This is a genomic window from Shewanella surugensis, from assembly GCF_023284005.1.
Classification (GTDB): Bacteria; Pseudomonadota; Gammaproteobacteria; order Enterobacterales; family Shewanellaceae; genus Shewanella; species Shewanella surugensis.
On record NZ_JAKIKS010000227.1, the window covers coordinates 1 to 3,902 of the forward strand.

Sequence of the window (3,902 nt, forward strand, 5' to 3'; positions counted from 1 at the left end):
TAAGGTGTTCGATCAGGGTCATTGGGTTACCTCTCAGAAAGTGAGGTGCGATTAGATCACAGTAATTCAGCAGATTCAATCTTTGTTAACAAAGTGCGATCCCGCCCTGGTGATCAATACGCTCACTATCGAACATTTCATTATAATTTTTAAATACGTTACTATAATGCCTACACATAGACTCTGTATCCCCAAAGGTTAACCCCAAGCCATTGATAAGATTATTTGTAAACCTAACCAGAGCCTCTCTTTCTTGTAAAAACCTTATTCAATATTTACGTTAAATGATTCAGGGCAATGAATTATTAAGGAAATGCTCAACCTTTCAATTGACCTAAAAACTACAATAATATAAAGCAGAAATAGTGGCTAATTTTAAATGTGACCAATCACCCACAATCACATCCTGTTACATCTCCGTACTTTTAATTAACAATTTTTGTGTTATTTTTAAATTAGAACGCTTAAATATTATTAATAATGAAAATGCACCTCTAATATTTATATTATCGTTCTATTTTTTAGTCAACAACCTTTAACTATTAGAAACTAATACGGTTATTTTAACGGGAAATGAATAAATATGGATAAAATGATTAAAAATCATCACCCGCTTTAAATCATTCAATCGCAAAGGATGGCATAATATGTTAGCTATGAATAAGATCACACCTATAACAGCTCCCTCTACTGTTAAAATAATACACTCTACTTATGGAGAGATTGTTTTTCTTGATGAATCAAAAAACCCATCTGGTACACATAAAGATCGTATGGCACAGACGATAACGACTATTTACCAAGATATGTTGAAAAGTAACCATACACTAAGGTTGTCATTAATCTCCAGTGGTTCTGCTGCTTATGCGATACAATTAGCCTTAACTGAACGCCAGCTCCCCCCACTAAAAGTACTTATTGATGAGTCAAGAAAAGAAATTGAAATATTAAAAAAAATAGGCTGTGAAATATATACCTTTGATCTCGAATCTAAACTATTATCATCCAATGATATTTTAAAACTCACCGACAATAAAGAGGGTATTGAAGTCACATCGAATATGGCTATCAAACCCTATGAAAATTATTATAAAGAGCTTGTATCCTATTTATCTCATTTTGATTCAGGTTATATATTTGTTCCGTATGGGACAGGACATCTCTATGGTAGCTTTTTATTTTGTGATATTTTCAATGAGCCTTATAACGTTCATATTATCGGGGGTAAAACACATTTTAGATATTCCAAAGCAGATAAACTTTATGCTCCATTCAACCCATTTTCAATGGTCAACAATAATTTCATAAAAACTAAAATAGCAATGAACAAGGTAGGAAAACACTCCTCTATTAGTGAGTTTACTGAAACATCTCTTAACGATGCCATTATACTTGCTGAAAATAATAAGCTTAACCTTGAACCTTCTGCTTTAGGAGGATTGGCCATAATGATTGATATGTTTAATCATCACTCATTAAAATATAATAACAAAAAGTTAGTGGTCGTGACCGGAAAAAGTAAAATTTACTCTGAACTTAATCAGCTAACTAAAATAGCTTAATATTTTAGTTTTCATTAAATTTAATGAAAGTTCAACGTATATTTGCCACTGTATTCTTGTAAGTTGAAATACTCCACAGGTTATTAAGAAGATGAGTAATACAAAAATGACACTGTAATCATTATAATCGAAAATATATTCATTATCTGACCTATATTGCTACAGGAAGTGTCTTAGTATTCTCAGGAACAACTGAGACCTTAACACTCTCTTAAAGTGAGGTTTTATGGTTAGGCAAGTTAGCCTCTTTTTAGTCTACTTGTTATTGATAAGGAGGAAGGATAACTCACAACCTTTAATCACTTATCAATCAACGACCCCACGCCAAGGCTTTTCGCTTAGACTCAAATTCGCTGCGCGAAGAGGGGTATCTAAATTACTCCAAAGTCTAAATACTTCTACGCCGCAGCTTAGTCAATCCCCCTCTGGTGAATACTTACCAGAATCGCCGTAAAGCACTAACTTAATTGAGTTTTAGTTCATTTAAGTCAGACATCAGGCACAGTTCCGTACGTGCGATACTAACGCATACGGCTCCTACATCGAGTCAAAGGCGAAAGCGTTGGCTCGGATACGGGTGGCGAATTCTCGTATGTGGACTAAAACGCATTATCCATCGCTGCATCTTTAGCCAGTTGAAATTCCTTCCTTTCTGACTCCGACGTCGCAGCGCTTTTATCCACACCCTATGAACACTCGTTCGCATTATCTGGATACTGGCATGATTTCCTGGAATAGCAAAGTAGTTGTAATACCCCGTTAATACCTTTCTGACCCAAAGCCCATTTCATACACAGGCTTGTGTCTGTGTTGCATTAACACACCGCTAATTTGCTTAATTTTCTCCCTCAGCGTCTTCTTTATCGACTTCCTATGCAGCTTAAAGATTCTCTTTTCTCTGCTTAGCGCACAAATATAAGTAAAACCGAGAAAATCAAACGTTTCTGGCTTCTTTTCCCTTCTTTCTTGCCGATTTGCTATCGCAAAGCGCCCAAACTCTATTAGATGCGTTTTGTCATTATTGAAACTCAGTTTGAACTCTCCAAGTCGCATTGCTAATGCGCGTTTTAGTTTCCTTCCATCTTCTTGATATTGGAAACCTACAACGAAATCATCTGCGTACCTCACTATGTAAACATCACCACGGGCATACCGTTTACGCCATTGATGAACCCATAGATCCAACACATAATGCAGATAGATATTCGCCAGTAACGGTGAAATAACGGCACCTTGTGGCGTACCTTGTACACTTTTGTGTTGAGTATGGCCATCCATTACCCCCGCTTTTAACCAACTATTTATCAGCTTTAACACCCGTTTATCTAACACTCTGTGGGCGAGAAAGCGCATGAGCCAGTCATGATCTATTGCATCAAAGAAGCCTTTCAAGTCAGCATCTAAAACCCAGAAAATCAGTTTCATATATTGGCTCTAGCACCATCACTACTGCCTGTTGGAGTAATTTGTCCTCCTGTGCCGTTATACCAATGGGCCGTTGTTCGCCATTACCTTTCGGCAGCCAAAGCCGCTTCACTGGTAAGGGTTTATACTGCCCTATGTGGATGCGTTTATGCAGTGTCATTAGCTTTTATTCTAATAACCATCCATACTCATGCCAATCTAGATTATCTATCCCCTTTACCGCTTTACCGCTTTACGATTTAGCTTATAGTAAGCTTCGAAGAGTAGCACTGGGGTTATATGATGAAGTAGATTATTGAATTTAAGCTGCTTATCCAGCTTCGCCGCTCTCCCTAATCGCTCCAATCGGGAAGGTACGATGTCCATGCTCTGTGTCATGGGATACTCCTTTTGAAGTGATTTTCTCTCTGTCAGCCCCCTTCGCTCCACAAACTCCGCCATGAACTTTAGCCCATCTTGTTCGTCTGCTTCTTCACTACTATGAGGCTGTCTGACTTCCACCTTGCTATCGTCATAAGCTTCGCCTCTTAGGCTTCCTTATAATTTGTCGACCTAGAAGATCAACAACAAAGTGGATCTCCCGCCTCCCTGTAACAGAAATAGGCGCATAAAAGACATCACCACATGCACAAGGTCTCAGACTGCGAAGAGTCAAAACGTGACTCGCTTATCGTAACCGTTCACCAGCCCCCTATTGACAATAAATACCGCGATCTTATTAAGATCGCAATGACCACTTGAACGATCGTTTTTTGATGTCATCATGCTGACATGAAAAAGAAAAAACAATTCGAGCAAGAGCCGCCTTCGATTGATAATATCAGCGAAGCCAACCTGTTTATCCGTGAGCTTTGGCAAAAGCTACGTGAATATGAAGACAGGCTTGCACTCAATTCTTGCAATTCATCTAAATCA

Annotated in this window: 4 protein-coding genes; 2 read left to right on the plus strand and 2 right to left on the minus strand. The window is 38.1% G+C overall.

Annotation, left to right across the window (positions count from 1 at the left end; genetic code table 11):
* Positions 1-647 precede the first annotated feature (647 nt).
* Positions 648-1,562: a hypothetical protein gene (locus L2764_RS26095; RefSeq protein ID WP_248943264.1), complete on the plus strand. Its 915-nt coding sequence runs from the start codon at positions 648-650 to the stop codon at positions 1,560-1,562.
* Between the two features lie 759 nt (positions 1,563-2,321).
* Here the strand turns inward: L2764_RS26095 and L2764_RS26100 are convergent.
* Together L2764_RS26100 and L2764_RS26105 are read right to left on the minus strand one after the other, a co-directional pair.
* Complete coding sequence (locus L2764_RS26100; RefSeq protein WP_248943265.1) at positions 2,322-2,987, minus strand: reverse transcriptase domain-containing protein; 666 nt, start codon at positions 2,985-2,987, stop codon at positions 2,322-2,324.
* A gap of 216 nt (positions 2,988-3,203) precedes the next feature.
* Positions 3,204-3,365 carry a hypothetical protein gene (locus L2764_RS26105; RefSeq protein WP_248943266.1) on the minus strand — a complete coding sequence of 54 codons (162 nt, stop codon included), beginning with the start codon at positions 3,363-3,365 and terminating at the stop codon, positions 3,204-3,206.
* 393 nt (positions 3,366-3,758) lie between these two features.
* On the opposite strand from L2764_RS26105, the gene L2764_RS26110 reads away from it, so the two are divergent.
* A partial coding sequence (locus L2764_RS26110) for a DUF6444 domain-containing protein (RefSeq protein WP_248943267.1) occupies positions 3,759-3,902 on the plus strand: 144 nt, incomplete at its 3' end.

Coding starts and splice junctions, on each gene's coding strand:
- L2764_RS26100 (WP_248943265.1), bottom strand. CDS start 2,987: ATGAAACTGATTTTCTGGGTTTTAGATGCTGACTTGAAAGGCTTCTTT.
- L2764_RS26105 (WP_248943266.1), bottom strand. CDS start 3,365: ATGACACAGAGCATGGACATCGTACCTTCCCGATTGGAGCGATTAGGG.
- L2764_RS26095 (WP_248943264.1), top strand. CDS start 648: ATGTTAGCTATGAATAAGATCACACCTATAACAGCTCCCTCTACTGTT.